The 21,487-nt window shown below is 72.9% G+C and carries 20 protein-coding genes and 1 pseudogene; 10 read left to right on the forward strand and 11 right to left on the reverse strand.

Annotation, left to right across the window (positions count from 1 at the left end):
• The first annotated feature begins 40 nt into the window (after positions 1 to 40).
• Positions 41 to 613, forward strand: a complete 573-nt coding sequence (locus tag RIU97_RS00735) for an NADPH-dependent FMN reductase (RefSeq protein WP_404952759.1) — start codon at positions 41 to 43, stop codon at positions 611 to 613.
• Positions 614 to 637: 24 nt separating this feature from the next.
• Complete coding sequence (locus RIU97_RS00740) at positions 638 to 2,440, forward strand: hypothetical protein (protein ID WP_404952760.1); 1,803 nt, start codon at positions 638 to 640, stop codon at positions 2,438 to 2,440.
• A 21-nt stretch (positions 2,441 to 2,461) separates the two neighbouring features.
• Here RIU97_RS00740 and RIU97_RS00745 read toward each other — a convergent pair whose 3' ends face one another.
• Together RIU97_RS00745 and RIU97_RS00750 are read right to left on the reverse strand one after the other, a co-directional pair.
• Entirely contained in the window at positions 2,462 to 3,034 is a 573-nt protein-coding gene (locus RIU97_RS00745) for a GNAT family N-acetyltransferase (protein WP_404952761.1), read from the reverse strand.
• Positions 3,035 to 3,062: 28 nt separating this feature from the next.
• Positions 3,063 to 3,596 carry a GNAT family N-acetyltransferase gene (locus tag RIU97_RS00750; RefSeq protein WP_404952762.1) on the reverse strand — a complete coding sequence of 178 codons (534 nt, stop codon included), beginning with the start codon at positions 3,594 to 3,596 and terminating at the stop codon, positions 3,063 to 3,065.
• A gap of 119 nt (positions 3,597 to 3,715) precedes the next feature.
• Here RIU97_RS00750 and RIU97_RS00755 point away from each other — a divergent pair, with 119 nt between their 5' ends.
• Both RIU97_RS00755 and RIU97_RS00760 read left to right on the forward strand, forming a co-directional pair.
• Positions 3,716 to 5,101 (forward strand): pyridoxal phosphate-dependent decarboxylase family protein, encoded by a 1,386-nt coding sequence (locus tag RIU97_RS00755; RefSeq protein ID WP_404952763.1) that lies wholly within the window; start codon positions 3,716 to 3,718, stop codon positions 5,099 to 5,101.
• Between the two features lie 155 nt (positions 5,102 to 5,256).
• Positions 5,257 to 5,772 carry a hypothetical protein gene (locus tag RIU97_RS00760; RefSeq protein ID WP_404952764.1) on the forward strand — a complete coding sequence of 172 codons (516 nt, stop codon included), beginning with the start codon at positions 5,257 to 5,259 and terminating at the stop codon, positions 5,770 to 5,772.
• A gap of 116 nt (positions 5,773 to 5,888) precedes the next feature.
• On the opposite strand, the gene RIU97_RS00765 is transcribed toward RIU97_RS00760, so the two are convergent.
• Positions 5,889 to 6,710, reverse strand: a complete 822-nt coding sequence (locus tag RIU97_RS00765; RefSeq protein WP_404962715.1) for an NADPH-dependent F420 reductase — start codon at positions 6,708 to 6,710, stop codon at positions 5,889 to 5,891.
• Positions 6,711 to 6,817: 107 nt separating this feature from the next.
• On the opposite strand from RIU97_RS00765, the gene RIU97_RS00770 reads away from it, so the two are divergent.
• Entirely contained in the window at positions 6,818 to 7,309 is a 492-nt protein-coding gene (locus RIU97_RS00770; protein WP_404952765.1) for a hypothetical protein, read from the forward strand.
• Between the two features lie 69 nt (positions 7,310 to 7,378).
• Here RIU97_RS00770 and RIU97_RS00775 read toward each other — a convergent pair whose 3' ends face one another.
• The 3 genes from RIU97_RS00775 to RIU97_RS00785 form a co-directional block, all read right to left on the reverse strand.
• A complete protein-coding gene (locus tag RIU97_RS00775) occupies positions 7,379 to 7,726 on the reverse strand; it encodes a hypothetical protein (protein WP_404952766.1) in 348 nt (115 codons plus the stop codon).
• Positions 7,727 to 8,140: 414 nt separating this feature from the next.
• The gene (locus tag RIU97_RS00780; RefSeq protein ID WP_404952767.1) at positions 8,141 to 8,644 is read right to left on the reverse strand and encodes a hypothetical protein; all 504 of its coding nucleotides are present in this window, start codon (positions 8,642 to 8,644) and stop codon (positions 8,141 to 8,143) included.
• Between the two features lie 52 nt (positions 8,645 to 8,696).
• A complete protein-coding gene (locus RIU97_RS00785) occupies positions 8,697 to 9,698 on the reverse strand; it encodes an RNA ligase family protein (protein ID WP_404952768.1) in 1,002 nt (333 codons plus the stop codon).
• A gap of 184 nt (positions 9,699 to 9,882) precedes the next feature.
• Here RIU97_RS00785 and RIU97_RS00790 point away from each other — a divergent pair, with 184 nt between their 5' ends.
• Complete coding sequence (locus RIU97_RS00790) at positions 9,883 to 10,191, forward strand: antibiotic biosynthesis monooxygenase family protein (protein WP_404952769.1); 309 nt, start codon at positions 9,883 to 9,885, stop codon at positions 10,189 to 10,191.
• Positions 10,192 to 10,339: 148 nt separating this feature from the next.
• Positions 10,340 to 11,410, forward strand: a complete 1,071-nt coding sequence (locus tag RIU97_RS00795) for a class I SAM-dependent methyltransferase (RefSeq protein ID WP_404952770.1) — start codon at positions 10,340 to 10,342, stop codon at positions 11,408 to 11,410.
• 13 nt (positions 11,411 to 11,423) lie between these two features.
• Here the strand turns inward: RIU97_RS00795 and RIU97_RS00800 are convergent, their stop codons facing one another.
• Complete coding sequence (locus tag RIU97_RS00800; RefSeq protein WP_404952771.1) at positions 11,424 to 12,341, reverse strand: MBL fold metallo-hydrolase; 918 nt, start codon at positions 12,339 to 12,341, stop codon at positions 11,424 to 11,426.
• A 53-nt stretch (positions 12,342 to 12,394) separates the two neighbouring features.
• Positions 12,395 to 13,216, reverse strand: coding sequence for an MFS transporter (locus tag RIU97_RS00805; protein ID WP_404952772.1), 822 nt, complete (start codon positions 13,214 to 13,216; stop codon positions 12,395 to 12,397).
• 340 nt (positions 13,217 to 13,556) lie between these two features.
• Between RIU97_RS00805 and RIU97_RS00810 the strand changes: the two genes are divergently transcribed.
• Genes RIU97_RS00810 through RIU97_RS00820 form a run of 3 tightly spaced genes read left to right on the forward strand, consistent with a single transcriptional unit; the run spans position 13,557 to position 15,755 of the window.
• A complete protein-coding gene (locus RIU97_RS00810) occupies positions 13,557 to 13,766 on the forward strand; it encodes a hypothetical protein (RefSeq protein ID WP_404952773.1) in 210 nt (69 codons plus the stop codon).
• Positions 13,753 to 15,162, forward strand: coding sequence for an amidase (locus RIU97_RS00815; protein WP_404952774.1), 1,410 nt, complete (start codon positions 13,753 to 13,755; stop codon positions 15,160 to 15,162). Before RIU97_RS00810 ends, RIU97_RS00815 begins: the two co-directional genes overlap by 14 nt.
• Before the next feature lie 41 nt (positions 15,163 to 15,203).
• The gene (locus tag RIU97_RS00820) at positions 15,204 to 15,755 is read left to right on the forward strand and encodes a TetR/AcrR family transcriptional regulator (protein WP_404962716.1); all 552 of its coding nucleotides are present in this window, start codon (positions 15,204 to 15,206) and stop codon (positions 15,753 to 15,755) included.
• Between the two features lie 9 nt (positions 15,756 to 15,764).
• On the opposite strand, the gene RIU97_RS00825 is transcribed toward RIU97_RS00820, so the two are convergent.
• The 3 genes and pseudogenes from RIU97_RS00825 to ppk2 form a co-directional block, all read right to left on the reverse strand.
• Positions 15,765 to 18,404: a SpoIIE family protein phosphatase gene (locus RIU97_RS00825; protein WP_404952775.1), complete on the reverse strand. Its 2,640-nt coding sequence runs from the start codon at positions 18,402 to 18,404 to the stop codon at positions 15,765 to 15,767.
• Between the two features lie 183 nt (positions 18,405 to 18,587).
• Complete coding sequence (locus RIU97_RS00830) at positions 18,588 to 20,483, reverse strand: VanW family protein (RefSeq protein ID WP_404952776.1); 1,896 nt, start codon at positions 20,481 to 20,483, stop codon at positions 18,588 to 18,590.
• 136 nt (positions 20,484 to 20,619) lie between these two features.
• Positions 20,620 to 21,407 (reverse strand): annotated as a pseudogene (ppk2, locus tag RIU97_RS00835) (polyphosphate kinase 2).
• Between the last annotated feature and the right edge of the window lie 80 nt (positions 21,408 to 21,487).

The raw sequence follows: 21,487 nt of genomic DNA on the forward strand, positions 1-21,487 counted from the left end.
CGTTGACCTCAAGCGAACTTGAGGTCGTAAACCTGTGGTCATGACTACTCCACTGCGTATCGCACTCGTCGTCGGCAGCACCCGGGAAGGCCGGTTCGGCCCGACGGTCGCCCGCTGGTTCGAAGCCGTCGCCGCCGACCGCTCCGACATCGAGCTCACCGTGATCGACCTGGTCGACGCCGACCTCCCGGCGCACTGGACCCCTGACCTCGCGCCACGCGGCCGGGCCTTCGTCCAGCGCCTCGCCGAAGCGGACGCCTACGTGCTCCTCACCCCCGAGTACAACCACTCCTTCCCGGCCTCGCTGAAGCAGGCGATCGACATCGCGGGGCGCGTCTGGGCGCGAAAGCCGGTCGGCTTCGTTTCCTACGGCGGGCTGTCGGGCGGCCTGCGCGCCGTCGAGCAACTGCGCCTGGTCTTCGCCGAGCTGGCCGCGGCCACGATCCGCGAGACGGTCAGCTTCCACCAGTTCCCGTTCGACGAGGCCGGCCGCCCCCACGACACCGACGCAGCCGGAAAGGCGGCCGTGACGATGCTCGACGACCTGGTCTGGTGGGCAGACGCCCTCCGTACGGCACGTGAGCGCGACGCGGTGTGGAGCGAAGCCTCGTGAGGGCCGCGTACTAGGCTGCCGATCATGAGCGAAGTGGGGGACGGGACGCCCTGGCACGTCCTGGAGAAGGTGCGCGAGGGCCAGGAGGAGATACCCGGCCTGCTGCGCGGGCTGGTGACGCCCGGCAGCGGACGGGTCCCGTGGTCGGCGTTCGACTACCGTCTGCGCTGGACGGACCCTCCGGAACTCGTCGTCGCCGTACTGCGGCGGTTGCTGGACATGCTTCCGCAGCTGGACGGGGCGGGCCGGACCGGTGTGCTCGACCTGGTCGCGGGTCGCGCCGTGATGCTGCGCGTGGGCGTCCTCCGGGCGGACGCCCCCGGTATGGCGGAGGTGCTGGCCGACGGCCAGCGCGCCGCGGCACGACTCCTGGCCGACAGCAGGGCCGAGGTGCGCTCGTACGCGGCCCGGGCGATCGAGCAGGTCCGCTCCGCCGACCCCGCGACCTTGGAGGCGCTGCGACGCCAGGCCGCGGTGGAGAGCGACCCCGCCGCTCTGGGCCGCCACCTGATCGCGGCCGGCGAAGTACTGGCGGCACTCGGCGCTTCCCGGCCTCCCGGATGGCTGGACCCCTGGCTGGAGCACTCCGATCCGCACGTCCGACTGGCCGCCCGGAGCGCGCAACTGACGTCGGGTGGGGTTACGCCCGACGGGGCGCCTGCGACGACAGCCACGGCGACGGCCACCGCGACCACACTCAGCGGGAGCCCCGATGCTCGTCGCGCGGCCGTCCAGGAGGCCGGCGCCCAGCTGCGCAGGTGGCGGAACCCGGCGGCCGGGACGTGGGAGACGGTCCTCGCCGGCCTGTCCGACGACGACCTCCTCACCTCGCACGAGGCCCACGGCATCGTCGCCCGGGGCGGATCGTCGATCGCGCCGTACGCCGACCTGCTCGTCCCGCACCGCTGGCGGGCGGGTGAGCGCGCCGACCATCTCGTACGCGGCCTGGTGGGCATCGGCGACCCGCGCGCCCTGCCGTGGTACCTCAAGCGTGCCGAAAGCTACTGGATGGAGGTCGGGTCCCTGCCGGTGGAGTGGGCCCCGAGCGTCATGCCCGCACTGCTGCTGCAGCTCGGGGGCCTCCGGACGGAGCGCGTCCTGCGCATCCTCACCGGCTGGGGTCCGGCCGCCGCACCGGCGGTGCCGGATCTCATGGGGCTGCTCGACACCCCGTACGCACGCGCGGCCGTGGGCGCCCTGGGCCGGATCGGACCGGCGGCGGCGGACGCCGCGGGCCTGCTGGCCGCCCTCGCGAAGGGCGACCTGCGCCCGCGGCGCTTCGCGGAGAGCGAGGACCGGGAGCCGCGCCGCTGGCACGGCGTCCAGAGCGCCGCCTGGGCGTACTGGCGCGTCACGGGTGACCCGGGACTAGCGCTCGACGCCCTCGGCGCGGCTGTCCGGGGCGGACTGGCCCGGCCGGTCCTGTCCCACCTGGCCGAGCTGGGGCCACTCGCGACCGGATACACGGACGCCCTCAGGCCGTTGCTGGGCAGCCTCGGCGAATGGACCCGGGTCGGCGCGGCCGAGGCCTGGTGGCGGCTGACCGGGGACGCCGATACCGCGGTCGCGACCCTGCTACCCGAACTGCGCCCGCTGTCGGAGCACCGGGCGGATCCGCTCGTCCTCCGGGTCGTCACCGCACTCGGAGCGATCGGCCGACCCGCCGCGACGGCCGTGCCCCCGCTCACCGAGGTGATCGTCTCGGAGCGCCGCTACGGCGGGGACATCCTGCGCGACGAGGAACTGTGCCGCGTCGTGCGCACCGCCCTGGCGGCGATGGGCCGACTCCGGCACGACGCGCCCCCGGGGCCGGGAATCCGCCGGTAGGCGGACGGGCTGGGCACGCGGTCAGCGCAGGTCGAGCCGCATCAGGACGCGGGGATGGCCTGCCAGCACCGAGGTCGTGTCGGCGGCGTGGGTGAACCCGGCGCGTTCGAAGTTCTTCCGGATCCCGGCGTACGCCATCGTCAGGTCGACCTTGGCGTCACCGCTGTCGAGGGGGTACGCCTCGACGGCCGGTGCGCCGTGGGCGCGGGCGAACTCGACCGCGCCGGCTATGAGGGCGTGCGAGATGCCCTGCTTCCGGTGGCCGGGGCGGACCCGGATGCACCACAGTGACCAGACGGGCAGGTCGTCGACCTGCGGGATCTTACGGCTGCGCGCGAAGGAGGTGTCCGAGCGCGGCGCCACCGCGGCCCAGCCGACGGGCTCCTCGCCGTCGTAGGCGATCACTCCGGGAGGAGGTTGCTCACCGCACAGCCGGGCGACGTACTCACCGCGGGCCGGTCCGCGCAGCTCGTTGTTCAGCTTGGACGGGATCCGGTAGCTCAGGCACCAGCAGACGTTGGCCCCGGCCGACTTCGGGCCGAGCAGGGCGCGGACGTCCCCGAAGTCCGAAGCCGGGCGTACCTCGATGGTCATGACACCACCATGACACGGTCCACGGCGCTCACATGGGCAGGGAGCGCAGGTGGACCGGGCCGCCGGGCCAGTGCGCACCGGCCCGCAGGGCGGTCGTCATGGTCCGCAGCGGCATCGTCACGGTCCCGCCCGGCTGTTCGACGTGGACGTCCTGGTCGAGCGTTCGCCAGCCGAGCCGCTGGTAGAGGGGGACGAGGGGTGGCCGGCAGAAGAGCAGGGCGTGCTGAAGTCCGGTCGTCCGGGCGTGGTCCAGAGCGGCCGTCAGGACCACCCGGGCCAGTCCACGCCCGCGTACGTCGGGCGCGACGGCCACTCCGCCGATGCCCATCACCTCGGTGTCCACGCCACCGATCGACAGGGGCAGTCTCAGCAGACCGGCGTGGGCCACGAGGCGGTCTCCCTCCCGGACACCGAAGTGGTCCTCCTTGGGGAGCCACGTGAGGCCGGCGTCGGCCACGCCGAACGGGTCCGGGCCGTCGCCGAGGATCTCGCTCTGCTCGGACTTCGTGAAGCGCGCGAGGCGCACCGCGGTCGGATGGGGTGAAGAGGCGTGATCGGTCATCCGGCCATGATCTCGTTCCCGGCCCTCACCCGGCCAGGCCGCCGTCGGCAGTGTGGTGATGATCATCCGGAGTCCCGCGCGGCTTGCGGGACGTCGGCGCCTGTCCCATAGTCCGAGGTATGGACGCGCGCGAGGCGGCGCTCCGACGAGCCCATGACCATGCCGTCCGCTGGCTGGCGAGCCTGTCCGACCGCCGGGTTCCCGCACGCGCTTCGGTCGACGAGATCGTGCGCGCGCTCGGAGTCGACCTGCCCGGGGGTCCCAGCGCCCCCGCCGACGTCGTCGATCTGCTGGCCACGGCCTGTGAGCCGGGGCTGACCGCGTTCCCCAGCGGGCGTTTCTACGGGTTCGTGGTCGGCGGCACCGAACCGGCCGCGCTGGCCGCGGACTGGCTGGTCAGCGCCTGGGACCAGAACTGCGTGATGCGCGCCGTCTCGCCCGCGTACACCGCGGCGGAGGAGATCGCCGGTGCGTGGCTGCTCGGTCTGCTCGGCCTGCCCGGTGACAGCGCGGTCGGCTTCACCACGGGTGCCACGATGGCGAACTTCACCTGCCTCGCCGCCGGGCGGGACGCGGTGCTGCGGGACGCAGGCTGGAACGTCGCCCGCGACGGGCTCGCGGGTGGGCCGCCCGTACGCGTCATCGCCGGCGAGGACCGTCACATGGCCGTGGACCTGGCGCTGCGCTACCTGGGGCTGGGCAGGCCCGAGCTGGTGGAGGCGGACGACCAGGGGCGCATCGGGCCGGAGGCCCTGCGGCGCACCCTCGCGGAGGGCGGCCGGAGCCCGACGCTCGTGGTCCTCCAGGCCGGAGACATCCATTCCGGCGCCTTCGATCCCTTCGCCGAGACGATCCGCGCCGCGCGCGAGGCGCAGGCGTGGGTGCACGTCGACGGCGCCTTCGGGCTGTGGGCGGCCGCGTCCCCGCGCCACGCACACCTGACGGCGGGTTGCGCGGACGCCGACTCCTGGGCGACGGACGCCCACAAGACCCTGAACGTTCCCTACGACTGCGGCCTCGCCATCGTGCGCGACCCGCTCGCGCTGCGGGCCGCAATGGGACTGCAAGGGGACTACCTCATCCAGCACGAACACGGCGACCCCATCGACAAGGTCCCCGAACTCTCCCGGCGCGGCAGGGCCTTCACCGTGTGGGCCGCGCTCAGGTCCCTCGGCCGGTCGGGGGTGACCGACCTCGTCGACCGGCTGTGCCGTCACGCGTCCGACTTCGCCGCGGGCATCGCCGCGATCGACGGCGCGACGGTCCTCAACGAGGTGGTGTTCACGCAGGTCTGCGCCGAGTTCGGCGACGACGCACGGACGGAGCGGGTACTCGCCCGGCTGCTCGACGACGGCACGGCGTGGATCAGCGGCTCCACTTGGCACGGCCGGCGCGTCATGCGGATCTCGGTGAGCAACTGGTCGACGACCGACGACGATGTGACGCGGGCCCTCGACGCGATCCGGCGCGCGTCCGCCGGTGTCCCCCGGCCGGCCGGCGGCTGATCCGAAGCCTCCGTGCCGGAACCCCCGGCCCCAGTCCGACCCCCTCCTGCAGGCGACTGCGGTGTCACGTCTAGCATTCCCCCGCTCGTGAGAAGACCTGGACGGTCTTCCGGGACCGCGGTCCCAGCGGTTGAACAGAGAAGAGGCGCCACACCGTGATTCCGGTACGTTCCCCGCGTCGCGGCCTGATCCTGGGCCTGGCCGTCACCCTCGGCTGCGTGTCCGGCCTCGGCCTGCTGGCCGGGTCCCTCTACCTGCTCTTCTACGGCTCGGAAGGCGCGTGCGAGGAGACCGACGCGCAGGAGCGCATGGCGCAGGTCTCGGCCGCGACCCCCGCTGCTGCGGCCGGCACGGCACCCGTGGCCGACAGGACCGTAACGGAGTGCATGGACGACAGCGGGGATCCCTGGATCACCGCGGACAGCGCTTACACCCACGGCGGAGACGTCCGGCCGCTGATCACCCACTACTGGGACACGGCGGCGGCGGACGGATGGAAAGCGGTCGGCACGCGCGCGGAGGCCGCGGACCGGTTCCGGAGCGTCTCCGGCATGTGCTTCCGCAAGGACGTGGCGGGCGATCCGGCTCTGCTCCGGGTGGGGTCCACGGCGCAGGCGGGACTCATCGTGTCCGTGGAATCCGCGCTGGACGGATCCGCGATGCCCTGCTGAACCGCGTGCACCACGAACCGGCCCGCCCCGGCGCATACGCTGCGGCGAGGCAGGCCGGCAGTCCGCGACCGAGGAGTCGGCGTCGGGAGCTCGCTGGGGGCGCGGCGGCTCGGCGGTCAGCCCCGGAAGGACTCGGGGCGGACCGGGGAGGCTGCGGCGAGGGCCTTGGTGACCCCGTCGATGCCTTCCCGGAGTCCGTAGACGGGGGTTTCGGGCTGCTGGCGCCAGGAGTCGTCGATGCCGCCCGCGTCCACGGTGTCGAAGCCGAGTTCCTCGATGAGGGCGCGGACGGCCTTCTTCCCCGCCTCGTCGTCGCCCGCGACCGGCAGTGCGATCCGGTCGGGCGCGCCCGCCGGGCGGTGCCGGTCGAGGATGTCCTGTGCGTACGTGCCGTTGAAGGCCTTGATCACGGGGCGTCCGAGCTGGCGCTCGGTCCAGCGGCTCTCGGTCAGGCCGTCGTCCTCGACGCCGGCGATCCGGCCGTCGCGCTGCTGCGGGTAGTAGTTGCCGGTGTCGATGACGGTGAAGCCCTCGGCGGCCTCGTCGAACAGGCCGGCGGGCAGGTCCGGCACGTTCTTGAAGGGGATGGTGACCACGACGATCTCGGCGCCGCGTGCGGCTTCCCGCACGGTGACGGGGGTGGCGCCGGTCTCCTCCGCGAGGGCTGCCAGGGTCGCGGGGCCGCGCGAGTTCGCCACGGAGACGTCGTGCCCGAGGGCGGTGAGCCGGCGGGTGAGGTTGCCGCCGATGTTCCCCGCGCCGATGATGCCGATCTTCATGAGCTCTCCTGTGCCTGCTGGGTCAGTGTCGCGCTCGTGCCAACTCCCGCCGTCGGCACGGCATTCCGGTCCCCGGCAGCTGTGCCCCGCAAGAGCGACGGGATCGCGCCGCGGCAGGAGGGCCGACCGGCGGGCAGGGCCGCATGCCGCATGCCCGATGCGCCCGCCAGCATGACTTTTCGGCCATTTCTCGCATTCCGAGAACCGGGCGGGTCCGGAGGCGCGTCGGTCCCTTCAGCCACTCAGCACGGGGAAAGGCTCAGCCGATGTCCAAGCCCTCAGCCAAGCGAACCGCCTCCCTCACCCTCGCGGCCGCCGCCGTACTCACCCTCGCCTTCGTCACCAGCGCCTCCGCCTCCGCCTCCGCCGACGGATCCACGCCGAAGCGGGCCACGGCGGCCGCGGCGTTGCCGTCCGTCTCGGGCAGCCCCGAGGCTGCGTTCACCCGCATCGCCGACTTCTACGGTTCCTACATCGACGCGGTCTACGACGGAGACGGGCAGACCGCGGACCGGCTGCGCGCCTTCTACCTCACGGAGCCCCTCCAGGCAGAGCTGAGGAAGTGGGAGGAGACGAACCACGCGGACGGCGTGCTCCGCGCGCAGAACGTACCGCTGCAGTGGAAGGTCGCCTCCACCGGCAGCGGGATGGGCAAGACCAACGCCACCGTCACCCTGACGTGGGGCGGCGGCGACACGACCAAGGTCTTCGTCCAGGCCGACCTGGCCACCAGGAAGATCGTGTCCATCCGGAACTGACCGGCGCACGCGGGCGCTGCCGGGAGCCGCGTCCGGCTTCCGGCAGCCCTTCTTCCGGGCGATGGCGGTTCAGTGGATGACGCTGAAGCTTCGCCAGGGCAGGCTTTCGGGGGCCGTCACGTTCGAGAGGGTGGTGGCCACGTAGATGCCGTCGGCCCGGTCGGTATTCCTGCAGTCCTCCGTCCGGTACAGCACGACGTCGACGAGGGTGTTGTTCTCCACGTGGGTGGCGCCCTTGGGGATGGCGATCTTGTGGCAGCCCGTGACCAGGGTGTTGGAGTAGCTGAGCTCGACCGGCGAGTCGTGGCCGCGGAAGGTGAGCATGCCGACGGTGCTCCGACCCAGGCCCGAGCAGGCGGTGGCGGTCAGCAGGAGTGCTGCGGCCCCCGCGAGGATGAAACGTCGCCTGTGGGACATGGTGCGGTCCTCGTCTGTGCGGTGGTGGCGGTCCTTGCACACAGCGTGGCCCGGCAGGGCCCGGGTGGCTTCCGCTGTTCGGCCGACCGGATGAACGCGGCGGCGGATGGCGGGGGGACGCACCCGCCAGGGGGACCCGGCGGGGCGGGCCGGGTGCACCGGTGACCACGACCGCGGGGCGCCCGGGGCCGCCTCGGACGGATCCGGCCGGTTCTTCCCGGTCCGACGCGTAACCCCGGCCACGGTGAATCGTTTCTCTATCTGTCGCAGATATACACCCGCGGCATCAGCGGCGCGAGGGTCCGGGGAAGTCCATCACTCCCCGGGCCCTCGGCTCCTCCCCCAGCCGGCGGGACCGGACGCCTGGTTGGGCCCGTCCGGTCACCGCCCCCGCGTTCCGCGGCGCCGAACCGGTCAGCGCCCGCGGCGGTTGTCGTAGACGGTGAGGGACAGCGCCTTCATCGCGCTCTCCGCCCGCTTGGCGTCCAGGCCCTCGTCGATGGCTTCGAGGGCGGCGGCCGCCGAGGTCTGCACGGGGTGCGGCAGGCCCTCGTAGGCGGCGATCCGGTAGGCCATCGTGCGGCGGGCCGTGCGCTCGGCTTCGGTCACCCCGTCGGGGGTGAGGGGGAAGACGGCGGCCTGGTACGTGGCGATGCACACGAGGGTCGCGTCGGAGAGGCCCTCCGCGTAACCGTCGGCCGGAACGGCGTCCTCACGCTCGGGCGTGAGGAAGGCGAAGACCTGGCGGCGGGACAGGTACGACCCCGCGCCCGCGCCCAGGCCGGCCGCGCTCGCGCAGACCAGGGCCATCAGCCGGCCGGACAGGAGCAGACCGACGCAGGCTCCCCCGACCGCACCGCACGTCACCAGGACGAAGGTGATCATCAGGTGGATGCGCTGAGCGGGCCGGGACTTCATGGCAGCAGTATGCACAGCGCCGCTGGGCCCGTCCGCCCCCACCCCGTGCCCGTCAGACGCGGCGGTCGGCCGCGTCGAAGCGGGCCAGGGACAGGGCTCCGGCGTGCAGGGATTCCTCCAGCGCGCGCTGCGTCGCCTCGTCCAGACCGCCCAGGGCCTCCGCGACCTCCTCGGTGGCGTCGCGGGCTATCTCGGCGGCCAGGTCTCCCGGCGGGGTACGGGGCCCCAGTTTGCTCACGGCCGACGCGGCCCGGGCCGGGGTCAGCAGGCCGGTGCCGTGCGCGAGCAGCCAGCCGGGGACACCGGCCGCGCCTTCGACGGGTGCCTGGTAGGGGCGCGAGCCGTCGAAGCGCTCGTCCTCGGCGAAGGCGGGCTGCTTGAACTTGGCCATGGGCCGGCCGGGCTCCCGGGTTTCCCCGGCGGGTTTGACGACCAGGCCTTCCGCGAGGTTGTCCGGCAGGGCGGGCAGGCCCAGCAGGCCGGGCAGCCGGGTGGGGAAGACCACCGGCAGTTCCTGGAGCCGGGCGATCGGGCCTTCGGCCAGCAGCGGGACGCAGACCAGGCCGGCCGCGTCAGCCGCCGCGCGCAGCGTCCGGTCGGCGACCCAGCGCAGGCCGTCCCCGTCGGCGACGGTCGCGTCGAAGAGCGGCCAGAGCAGGCCGGGGGCGTACCAGACACCGGTCTGTACGGGTTCCGCGCCCTGGGCCGGCGAGACGTCGGGGTGGGGGTAGTGACCGCCCGCGAGTTCGCCGTAGAGGGTCACGACCGCCGAGTCCGCGGCCCCGCAGTCCGCCCGCAGGGCCTGGGCGCAGCGGGTCGCCGCGACCGCGAGGGCGGGCCAGATCCGGCCGACGCCGAAGAACTCGTCCAGTCCGGCGTCCGTGAGGAGCTCGCGCCGCTTGGCCGGATGTGCGCCCGCCTCGTCGCACACGACGGCGAAGTTGGCGCCGTGGATCTTCTCGTGGGCGACCCAGTTCCGTCCGCGGGCCTCTCCCAGCCGGCGGTTGGCGGGGATCTTCGGATACGGGGACCAGGGGCGGGGTTCGGGGTGCACCGCGCGATGGTAGCGAGCACGACGGGTGCGGAGCACGGGATTTCCGTGGCGGGCCGACCCGGTCCGATGGTCCGGGGCCATGCCCGCACGGTCGGGCCCGACAGGGTCCCCGGCTGGAACGTGCCTGGTGGGCGCCCTCTAGGGTGGCCACGACAACCGACCTGCTCGGAAGGGGAATCCAGACGTGTTCGCTGTGATCTACCGGTGGCGGCTCCGTCCGGGCATGGAGGAGCAGTTCGCCGACGGCTGGCACCGGGTGACCGAGGCCATCCACGCGCGCTGCGGCTCGTACGGGTCGCGGCTGCACCGGGCGGACGACGGCACCTGGGTGGCGTACGCCCGCTGGCCCGACGAGGAGACGCGTGCACGCTGCTCGGCGCCCGACCCGCGTGGGGTGGCCATGATGGTGGAGGCGATCGCCGAGCGCCTCCCGGAGACCCGGCTGCACATCGTCGACGATCTGCTCGCCGAACCGGCCCCGTCTGACAGCTGACCCGCCGCGGGCGCCGGACCGGGAGGACTCCCTCGGAGTGGACTTCGTTCCGCCGTCGTAGCGGCGGCGCGGCCGGGCCGCGTCGACCTGCTTGCCTGGGATGCGGTCACTTCCGGTGGCCGTACCCGACTTTCAGGAGAACGCGCCCATGGCGGCACCGCGGGAACCGGACGGTTCGAAGCTCGAAGCGTTCATGGAGAAGGCGCTCGGGGACCTGAGCGGGACGATGGCCACGGCCCTGTGCGTCCTGGGCGACCGGCTGGGCCTGTTCAAGGACCTCGCCGCCAACGGCCCCTCCGGCAGCCGGGACCTGGCGGACCGGCTGGACCTGCAGGAACGCTATGTGCGGGAGTGGCTTCGCGGTCTCACGGCCGCCGGCTACCTGGAGGAACCGGAACCGGGAACCTTCTCCCTCCCTCCCGAGCACGCCCCCGCGCTCGCCGAGGAGTCGGGGCCGATGTTCCTGGGCGGGGTCTACCAGATGCTTCCGGGCCTGTGGCAACCGTACGAGCGGCTCACCGAGGCGTTCCGGACCGGCGGCGGCGTACAACAGGCCGAGTACCCGCCCTCCTTGTGGGAAGGCATGAGCCGCTTCACCGGCAGCTGGTTCGAGAGCGTCATGATCGACGACTGGCTGTCCACCTTCCCGCACGTCGTCGCCAAACTGGAGCGCGGGAGCACGGTCGCGGACGTGGGCTGCGGCGCGGGCCGTGCCCTGATCGTCCTCGCCAAGGCGTTCCCGCGGTCGCGGTTCGTGGGCTTCGACAGCTTCCCGGGCCAGACCGAGCGGGCCCGTGCCAACGCCGGGAAGGCGGGGGTCGCCGACCGGGTGACCTTCGAGACGCTCGACGCCGGGCGGGGACTCCCCGGCCGGTACGACCTCGTCACGACGTTCGACGTCATCCACGACGCGGCGCAGCCGCGGCGCCTCCTGGCCGCCATCCGGGCCGGAGTCAAGGACGACGGGGACTACCTCATGCTCGAGGTCAACTCCCGGGACCGCCCCGAGGACAACGTCGGTCCCGTCGCATCGCTGCTGTACGGATTCAGCATGTTCTACTGCATGACCACGTCCCTGGCCGGGGGCGGAACGGCCTTCGGGACCTGCGGGCTGCCGGAGGCGACCGTACGCACGCTCTGCTCCGAAGCCGGGTTCTCCGAAGTCACCCGCTCGCCGGCCGAGGACCCGTTCAACGTCCTCTACGACATCCGGCCCTGATGCCGTTCCCCGGCTAGTGCGTCGCGTCGGCGGGAACGGGCGCGAGCCGGTAGGCGCCCTCGTGGGGGACGACACGGCCTGCGGTGGGCGGCGCGAAGTGGGTGCCCAGGAGGAGGGTGTCCGTGTGGGCGAGTGAGCCGAGCAGCGTGCGGCGCGTGGCCTCGGACCGTCCGGGGTCGATGTCGACGCAGGCGCCGATGGCGGGGTGGGCGAGCTGGACGGGGTGGTGGATGCAGTCGCCGGTGATCAGAGCGGTCCGGCCCCGGCTGGTCAGCTCGACGGCGACGTGGCCGGGGGTGTGGCCGGGCGTGGGGAGCAGGCGGAGGTGCGGGGTGAGGTCGGCGCCCTCGGCGGGGACGTCGACGAGGGCGAGCAGCCCCGCTTCCTCCACCGGAATCACAGAGTCCAGGAACATCTGCCTGCGCGCCTCGTCCATGTCGTACCCGGCCCAGAACTCCCTCTCGGTGCGGGAGGTGACGTAGCGGGCGTGGGGGAAGGTGGGGACCCACCCTCCGTCCGCTTCGCGCGTGTTCCAGCCGACGTGGTCGGCGTGCAGGTGGGTGAGGATCACCAGGTCGACCGATTCCGGGGGGAATCCTGCGGCGGCGAGGCGCTCCAGGTAGTCGGTGTCCAGGTGGTGCCAGGCGGGGTTGGCCCGCTCCTTGCCGTTGCCGATGCCGGTGTCCACCACGACGCGCAGCCCGTCGACGGTGAACGCGAAGCTGTGGCTGTCGAGGTGGAGGATGCCCTCGTCGTCGGCGAAGTGGGGGCGCAGCCAGTCCTGCCCGGCGACGACGGCGGGGGTGGCGGCCGGCAGCAGCCACGGTCCGGTGGCGGGCGGCAGGAGCGTCTCGTCGATGCGGTGGACGGTGACGTCGCCCACGGTCCAGGCGGGGACGGTGGTCGGGTGGGTGGCCGGCGGAGTGCTCATGACGGTTCGTTTCCTCGGTCTCGTGACGGTCGGTCGTTCGTCCGGTCGGTCGCTTACGGACGGCCGTTGGGGGCGCGGTGGGCTCCCCCGCGGCTGCGGCGCGACGCCGCGAGTGCTCCCAGGGCCGCGACGGCGAGCAGGGCGGCGGGCAGGACCGCGAGGCTTCCGCCGGCGACCGCGGTGTGCGCGGCCGTGCGCGGCCGTGCGCCGTAGTGTCCACATGGTGAGCGTGGCCGCCGCGGTGAGGGTGAAGAAGACCATGCCGCCGGCTGCCTGTGGGGCGGCCGGAGCCACGAGGTGCACCAGCGCCGGGCCGAGGGAGGAGTAGAAGCCGCACAGGGGGCCCAGATGGCGACGACGGCGGTGCCGCCCGCCAGGAGTGCGCGCCGTGCGGGCGGCGGCACGGCGAGGCGCGGGCGCAGCGAGCGCAGGGCGCCGGCGTGCGGGCGGGCCGTCTCCGGGGTGAAGGCGACCGCGACCGCCTGGGCGGCGAACAGGACCGCCGGCACCACGTACACGCCGGTCATGTGGGCCGGGGCGAAGTGGACGAGGAGGGTGGAGCCCAGGACGCCGGCGGCCATGCCGACCACGGGGGCGATGCCGTTGGTGAGGGCGGAGCGGCCCGGCCGCAGCGGGTCCTCCAGGTCGAGGAGGGCCGCTCCCACGGCGCTGGTGGCTGCGCCGGTGGCCGCTCCTTGCAGGATCCGGGCGGTGATCAGCGCACCGGCGCCGTCCGCCGAGGCCAGCATCAGCATGGATAAGGCCTCCAGGGCCAGGGCGCCGGCCAGGACGGGACGTCGCCCCCGGTGGTCGGAGAGGGATCCGGTGGTGAGCAGGGCCAGCAGCAGCGCCAGGGAGTAGGCGCTGAAGACCACGGTGATGGTCAGCGCGGACAGGTCCCAGGCGTCCTGGTAGGAGGGTAGAGCGGGGTGGGTGCGCTGGATGCCGCGAGGAGGGCGGCCAGGATCGAGGCGTTCAGGGCGAAGGCAGCCGTGCGATGGCCGGTGTTCCCGCGGAGGGTCCGGTCGGGGGACGTCGTTGGTGCTTGGGGTGTGACGGCGGGCATGGGGCAGGCTCCTCAGCGCTAAACGCAATCGGTTTGCTTTAAGTCACCGTAGAGCCATACGGTGACTAACGCAAACCCTTAGCTTTAGATGTCAGGGAACTGCTCGCAGCCCTCCAGCCCTCCACCTCCAGCCCCGAGGAGAGACATCGATGTCCACGGCTGACCTCACCCGGCCGGAAGCGGCCCTCTGGGCCGCCCGTGCCGGACTCCCGCTGCCTGCCGACCGCCACGCCGCGGTCGCCGCCGTCGCCCAGCACATCCACTCCGTCGTCGCGGTCCTGCGGGAGCTGGACTTCGGGGACACCCCGCCCGCCCCCGCCTACCGCACGGAACCGGAGAACCACGATGCAGCCGTATGAGCTCTCCTTGACGGCAGCCGCCGCAGCGGTCCGTACCCGGCAGCTGTCCCCCGTCGAGCTGGTGGACTCCGTACTGGAGCGCATCGAACGCGTCGAATCACGCCTGCAGGCGTACGTCGGCGTCAGGGCCGAGCACGCCCGCAAGGCCGCACGCGAGGCCGCACACGACATCGCGGCCGGCCGCCACCGCGGTCCGCTGCACGGCGTCCCGATGGGCCTGAAGGACCTGATCGACGTGGCCGGCACCCCGACATCCGCAGGCTCCCGGGTCCGGGCCGGCCACCGCGCCCAGACCGACAGCACGGTCGCCGCACGCCTGACGGCGGCCGGCGCGGTCCTGCTCGGCAAGACGCACACCCATGAGTTCGCGTACGGCCTGACCACACCGCAGACACACAACGCCCGGGACCCCGACCGGGTCGCCGGCGGGTCCAGCGGCGGATCCGCCGTCGCCGTGGCGTCGGGCTCCGCGACCTTCGCCCTGGGCACCGACACCGGCGGGTCGATCCGGGTGCCCGCCGCGCTCAACGGTGTCGTCGGCCTCAAGCCGACCTACGGTCTCGTTCCCCGTCACGGCGTCACGTCCCTGTCGTGGTCGCTGGACCACGTCGGCCCGATCACCCGGACCGTCCAGGACGCAGCCCTGGTCCTGAGCGCGCTGGCCGGGCACGACCCGCGCGACCCCGCCTCGCTCGCCACCCCCGCCGTCGACTACCGGCCGGCCGGGGGCGCGAGCCTCGCGGGACTGCGGATCGGCGTGCCGCGCACCTACTACTTCGACCACGTCGACCCCGAGGTCGAAGCCGCCGTCCGCCGTGCGATCAACGACCTGCAGGCCCTCGGTGCGCGCCTCGTCGACGTCGAGATCCCGATGACCCGCTACGTCCGGGCCACCCAGTGGGGCCTGATGGTGCCCGAGGCCACCGCCTACCACGAGGACACCCTGCGCACGGTCCCCGAGCTCTACCAGGCCGACGTCCGCGTCCTCCTGGAGGCCGGCGCGCTGATGCCCGCCGTGGACTACCTGCGCGCCCAGCGCTCCCGCACCCTGATGCGGCAGGAGTGGGGCCGCATGCTGGAGCAGGTCGACGTCATCGCCGCCCCCGCCGTGCCGGCGACCGCCGTGCGGGCCGGCCAGGAGACGATCACCTGGGCCGACGGCACCGTCGAGGGCGTCCCGGACGCGTACGTGCGCCTCTCGTCCCCGGCCAACATCACCGGCGTACCGTCCCTGTCCGTGCCGGTCGGCCACGACGCGGCGGGTCTGCCCATCGGCATGCAGCTCCTGGGACGGCCCCTGCGCGAGGACGTACTCTTCCGCGTCGGCCACGCGTACGAGCGGACCCGCCCCGCCCACGAGCACGGACGCCCGGGGGGCGACCCACAGCCTCGCTAGAAGCAATGATTTTGCGTTAAGGTGGGGGTGTGAGCAGGCAGATGGTGCGCCCGGGCGGGCGCAGCGCCCGGGTCCAGACGGCGGTGCACACCGCGGTGCGCGAACTCACCGCGGAGATGGGCCGGGACGCCCTGACGGTCCCGCTGATCGCCCAGCGTGCGGGCGTGACCCCGTCGACGGTCTACCGTCGCTGGGGAGACCTGCAAGAGCTGTTGTCGGACGTCGCGGTCGAGCGCCTGAGGCCCGAGACCGCACCCCAGGACCACGGCGGCCTGTCGGCCGACCTGACGACCTGGGCCGAGCAGTTCCTGGACGAGATGTCCTCCCCCGCCGGCCGCGCCTACATCCGCGACGCCCTGCTCGGCGACCCGGACGGCAGCAACGCCGGCCGGTGCTCCGCCTACGCCGCCGAACAGATCGGCGTCATCCTCGCCCGCGCGACCGAACGCGGGGAGCGGACACCCGACGTCGAAACGGTCATGGACCAGGTCGTCGCCCCCCTGATGTACCGCCTCCTCTTCCGCCCCCAGGGCCTCGACACCGCCTACGCACTGAGGCTCGTCACGACGGCTCTCGGCGCGACCGGTCCCTAGCGGGGCCCGTCACAGGGGGTCGACGTCCAGGAAGGCGGCCAGGGCGGGTTCGGTGCCGCCCGGGGTGTCGGGGAGGAGCAGTTCCGCCCAGATGACCTTGCCCTCGGGTGTGTACCGCGTGCCCCAGTGTTCGCTGAGCTGCGCGACCAGGAACAGTCCGCGTCCGCCTTCGTCCGTGGTGGCGGCGTACCGCAGGTGGGGGGCGGTGCTGCTGCCGTCCCACACCTCGCAGGTCAGGGTGTGGTCGTGGAGCAGCCGGACGCGGACCGGCTCGCTGCCGTGCCGCATGGCGTTGGTGATCAGTTCGCTGAGGATCAGTTCCGTGGCGAAGCCGAGTTCCGACAGGCCCCACTCGTCGAGCTTCTTCGCGGCGATGCTGCGCATGGCGCCGACCGCGCTCGGCTCGAACGGTACGTCCCACTGCGCGACCCGGTCCGGGCCGAGGGTCCGCGTCCGCGCGATGAGCAGGGCCACGTCGTCGGTGGGCCGGGGCGGCAGCAGCATGTCCAGTACGGCCCGGCAGCTGTCCTGGGGGTCCCGGTCGGGGTGGCTCAGGGCCGCGCGCAGCAGTTCCAGGCCCTCGCTGATGTCCCGGGTCCGCTCCTCGACCAGCCCGTCCGTGTAGAGGACGAGCTGGCTGCCTTCCGCCAGGTCCAGTTCCGCGGTCTCGAAGGGCATGCCTCCGAGCCCCAGAGGAGGTCCGGCCGGCAGTTCTACGATCTCCGTCGTGCCGTCGGGTGCGACCACCAGGGGCGGCAGGTGCCCCGCCCGTGCCACCGTGCAGCGCTGGGACACCGGGTCGTAGATGGCGTACAGGCAGGTCGCGCCCATGATGCCGCCGCCACCGTTCGTGTCGGCGCCGTCCCCGTCGCGGTCGTGGTCGATGCGCTGTACGAGGTCGTCGAGGCGGGCGAGGATCTCGTCGGGCGGCAGGTCGAGGGAGGAGAAGTTGTGCACCGCCGTGCGCAGCCGCCCCATGGTGGCGGCGGCGTGGAGGCCGTGCCCGACGACGTCTCCCACGACCAGCGCGACCCGGCTGCCCGGGAGCGGGATCACGTCGAACCAGTCGCCGCCCACTCCGGACTGCGCGGGCAGGTAGAAGTGCGCCACGTCCATGGCGCTCTGTTCGGGCAGGGCGCGCGGCAGCAGGCTGCGCTGGAGCGTCACGGCGAGGGCGTGCTCGCGGGTGTAGCGGCGGGCGTTGTCCATGCTGACGGCGGCGCGGGCGACGAGTTCCTCGGCCAGCGACAGCTCGTCCTCGTCGAAGGGCTCCTTCTTCTGCGAGCGCCAGAAGTTGACCACTCCGAGCACGACGCCGCGGGCCATGAGCGGGGCCGCGATCAGCGAGTGGATCCCGTACTCGACGATGGCCTGGGCGCGGGGCGGGTCCTGGGCCTGCCAGCCCGGCGCGTCGGACAGGTCGGTGACCAGCTCCGCCCGGCCGGTGCCGTAGCCGCGTGCCTGGGGGGTGGACGGCAGGAAGTCGATCAGCCGGCCGACGGGGTAGAGGGGGTGGTCGGACCGGATGCCGCTGACGGCCGTGCGCCTCATATCGGCGCCCGGGGCGGGTTCGTCACCGTCGAGCACCTGGTCCGCCAGGTCGACCGTGACGAAGTCCGCGAACCGGGGGACGGCGACGGCGGCGAGCTCCTCGGCCGTCCGCACGACGTCGAGGCTGGTACCGACGTCGCCGCCCGCGTCGTAGAGCAGCTTGAGGCGCCTGCGGGCCGTCTCGGCCCGCGCGGTCAGGACCCGCATCTCGGTGGAGTCGCGGATGGTGACCGCGGCGCCCTCCGGCCGGCCCCGGGGGTGGGTGGGGCGCTGGTTGACCACGAGGAGCCGGTCCCCGCTCTCCAGCACCTCGTCGGTGGCCGTCCGGCCGGAGAGCAGCAGGTCCGCCATCCGGCGGTCGAGGCCCGGTACGTCCGCGATGTGGCGTCCGTCGGCGTCCTCCGGCAGTCCGAGCAGCCGTTTGGCCTCGTCGTTCGCCAGCAGCAGCCGTCCTTCACCGTCGGTGATCAGCACCCCCTCGCGGACGGCGTGGAGCACCGCGTCGTGGTGCTCGTACATGCGGGTCATCTCCTGCGTGCCGAGCCCGTGGGTCTGGCGGCGCAGCCGTCTGCTGATCAGGGCCGTGCCGCCGGTCGCCAGGGCGAGGCCGGTGGCGATGGCCAGGAGGATGACGGGGAGCTGCCGGTCGACGACGCCGGTCACGTTCTTCACGGTCAGTCCGGCCGAGACCAGGCCGACGACCTTGCCGTCGGGGCCCTTGACCGGTACGACGGCCTGGATCTCCTTGCCGAGGGGGCCCTGCACGCTCTCGGTGTGGACCTTGCCGGCGAGGGAGGGCTCGATGGTGCCGACGAACCGTTTCCCGATGCGGTCGGGCTGGGGATGGCTGTACCGGATGCCGTTGGTGTCCATCACGACGATGAAGTCCACGCCGGCGGCCTTGCGCGTCTCCTCGGCGAGGGGTTGCAGGACGGCAGCCGGGTCGCTCGTCTTCAGCGTGTCCTGCAGGCCGAGGGAGTGGGCGAAGGTCTCGGCCACGGACACCGAGCGGTTGCGTGCCTCGCGGTCGATGTCGTGGCGCGACTGCAGTACCAGGGCCAGCAGCGCCCCGGCGGCGAGCAACACCACGATCGCCACCTGGAGGACGAATACCTGTCCGGCGACGCTTCTGGTTCTGTTGCCTAGCGGTGACCGCACCGACGTGCCCGGCACGGGTGGCAAGGAATGGTCACGCACCCAGTTGTAGCACTTCCGGGCCTGCATGGCTCCCATCGCGCACGGCGCGCTCCGGATCTGTCACGCGTCGTCCTGGACGGACGGTCAGTGCGAGGGGGTGCCGCCGAGGGCCAGGGGGCCGCCCCCGGCCGTGGCGGAAGGGGCCGGCGCGGTCTGCGGGGCCTGCGCGGCCCGGGCGGTCTGCGGGGCCTGCCGGGTCTCCGGGGTCCGCTGGGCCGGCTGGGTTCCGGGGGCCTGCGGGGCTCCCGGGGTGGGCGAGGCCTCCGGCGTGCAGGTCACCTCGTCGCGCGGCGTGTAGTGGGTCTTGAACTCCTCGTGCTTGACCTCCTTCCCGCCTTGGACGAAAACGCGGCCGACGGCCACGTCGAAACCCTCGAGCGGGGTCTGGACCTCGCACGTCGGCCCGATGCCCGTGCGCTTGGCGGGCGGGGTGACGTGCGTGCGCGGACCCTTGGTCGCACGGATCTCGTCGTACTTCTTCGTGCCGAGGAGGGAGATGGTCAGCGAGGTGTCGGTGGACCGGGCCTGGATGTAGAGGGGGTGGCCCGAGTCGTTGATCCAGCGCAGGTCGAGGGTGCCCCAGGCGACGGTCGCCTCCCGTCCCTCGGGGTAACGCTCGATGTAGAAGGAGTGGGCGCCGTGCTCGACGGGCTTCACGCCCGCGAAGAACACCGCGTTGTACATCGTGGTGGCGACCGCCGACACGCCTCCGCCGGGCGATTTCACGTACTGGCCGTCGTTGATCATGATGCCGTCGACGAAGCCGTTCTCCGGGGTGCGCTCGCCGACCGTACGGTTGAAGCTCCACTCCTCCCCCGGCATGACGACGGAGCCGTTGATGAGCTCGACGGCACGGCCGATGTTGGTGGTGCGGTACGGGGCGGCCGGGAAGTCGACGGTGAAGGAGGAGACCTTCTCCTTGATGCCGAGCCGTCGTGCCTCTGCGCTGGTGAGGTCCGGCTGGACGGCCACGGTGGCGACCTCGCCGCTGCGGGCCGCGCCCGAGCGGGTCAGCAGCGGCAGCACGGCCTTGCCGAGTGCCGCCTCGGTGACCTGCCGGCCCTCGCGTCCCGGCTCCCCGATGACCACGCTCCCGTCCGCGTCGAGACGGGGTACGGCGTCGCGCGGGGTCTCGGTGACCGCCCCGATCGGGCGGGCCACGGCGGGGTCGGCGAGCAGGCCTTTGGAGTCGAGGGCCGGTACGAGCCGGCCCTGGGCGTCGGGCCGCATCTTGAGGTGCTCGCCGAGGACGCCGGGGCCTATGGACAGGCGCTGCCCGGCGACGGTGAGGTTGACCGGCCCCGACATCGCGGGCTGCGCGAACTGCCGCATGGCCCGTCCGGTCTCCTCGGCCCCGATGCGGGGCTGGGTGCGCTCGACGGGCATCACGACGGGCTCCGCGGCAGGCCGCAGGTAGGCTTCGCGGAGGGTGGTGACGGCCCGGTCCTGGATGAGGGTGACGCCCTGCTGCGGGGCGACGGCCTTCGCCGCGCCCTTCTCGAAGGTGATCGAGCCGTCGCGGGCCTGCTGACCGGTGGCCGCGCCGAGGCGGTCGACCGCGGCCCGGGCGGTCTGCCCGTTCATCCGGATCACCGGCTCGACCTCGCGCTCGCCGGAGGCGAAGAGCCGGCCGATGACAGTGGCCGGACCGTATCCCGTCCGGACGGCGCGGTCCACGGTCGCGGTGGTGTCGAGCGAGAGCCCGAGCGTCGCGGGGGCGGCCTTCTCCACATGGTCGCCGATCTTCATCGCGACCGGGGCCGTGGCGGCGGGCCCGAGCTCCCGGGTCAGCTTCTGCTGCGCCTGCCCCCGGCTCATTCCGCCGATGTCCACTCCCAGGACGCGCGTGCCCTGGTCGATGTCGCTGCCGGCCACGAGCCCGGTGACGTAGAGGCCGCCGCCGAGTCCCAGTACGACGGCGCCGCCCGCCAGCGGCAGGGCGATCCGTCGGTTGGAGGTCCAGTTGCCCACGCGTCCCATGCCTCTCCCACGGCGCCTACCGGTCAAGAAGGTGGCGCGGGCCCCACAAGCGACCCATATACGACAGTTCCGAGAAGCAATGATCCACGCCGAATGGGTGATTCTGGGGCGAATGTAATAGTTCTCACGATGCGGGTCAGGCCTTGCTCAGCGTGGCCGCGTGATCGGGTACGGCGGTCTGCAGGTACTTGGGCGGACGCTCGTATCCCGTCGACGCGGGCCGGGGCGGCAGGACGAGCGGGGGCAGGGCCACGGACTCGTACGGGACCGAGGACAGCAGGTGCGCGATCATGTTGAGCCTCGCACCGCGCTTGTCGTCGCTCTCGACCACGTACCAGGGGGCGTCCACGGTGTCGGTGTGGACGAGCATCTCGTCCTTGGCCCGCGAGTACGCCTCCCAGCGCGTGAGGGACTCCAGGTCCATGGGAGAGAGCTTCCAGCGCCGCAGCGGGTCCTCCGTGCGGCGGCGGAAGCGTTCCTCCTGAACGGCGTCGCTGACCGAGAACCAGTACTTGCGGAGCAGGATCCCGTCTTCCACGAGCATGCGCTCGAAGACCGGACACTGGCGCAGGAAGCGCTGGTGCTCGGCGGGCGTGCAGAAGCCCATGACGTGCTCCACTCCGGCGCGGTTGTACCAGCTGCGGTCGAAGAGCACGATCTCGCCGGCAGGTGCTCCACATAGCGCTGGAAGTACCACTGGCCGCGTTCGCGCTCCGTCGGCTTGGGAAGGGCCGCGATGCGTGCGACACGGGGATTGAGGTGCTCGGCGACCCGCTTGATCGTTCCGCCTTTGCCCGCCGCGTCGCGGCCCTCGAAGACGACGACGAGCCGGGCGCCCTCCGCCCGCACCCACTCCTGGAGCTGGATCAGCTCCGTCTGCAGCCGCAGCAGCTCCCTCTCGTAGACCGCCCTCTTGAGGCCCATGACCGTTCCTCCTCGTCGTCCTGCGGCGCGTGGATCAAGGCCGCCACCGCGTGCCACCATGTCGCCGTCCGTGAGCGACA

This window comes from Streptomyces sp. 147326, from assembly GCF_045000215.1.
Lineage (GTDB): Bacteria > Actinomycetota > Actinomycetes > Streptomycetales > Streptomycetaceae > Streptomyces.